The 278-nt window shown below is 38.1% G+C and carries 1 pseudogene; it reads left to right on the top strand.

Annotated features, from left to right (window positions below):
- Positions 1 to 278: pseudogene (locus AAEY72_RS14650) on the top strand (histidine kinase); the annotation flags it as partial.

Below are 278 nucleotides of genomic sequence, written 5' to 3'. Positions count from 1 at the left end.
AACCAGTAGTGATGCATTATTGAGTATCTTAGATGATGTCCTGACCTATTCTCGTTTTGAAGCCGGTAAAATAAATATTGTTAATGAACCTTTTAAGCTTGATCGTTGCCTTGAAGAAGCGATTGATATCGTATCTGGCCCAGCTTTAGAAAAAGGCTTATCAGTTATCTTAAATATTATGCCAACAGTGCCGCTAGCTATCATTGGTGATAAAGCCCGTATCAGGCAAATATTAATTAATTTATTGGCCAATGCCGTTAAGTTTACCCCCCAAGGGG

This window comes from Psychrobacter sp. W2-37-MNA-CIBAN-0211, from assembly GCF_040309405.1.
Taxonomy (GTDB): Bacteria; Pseudomonadota; Gammaproteobacteria; order Pseudomonadales; family Moraxellaceae; genus Psychrobacter; species Psychrobacter glaciei.
This window is presented reverse-complemented; position numbering and strand designations above follow the sequence as displayed.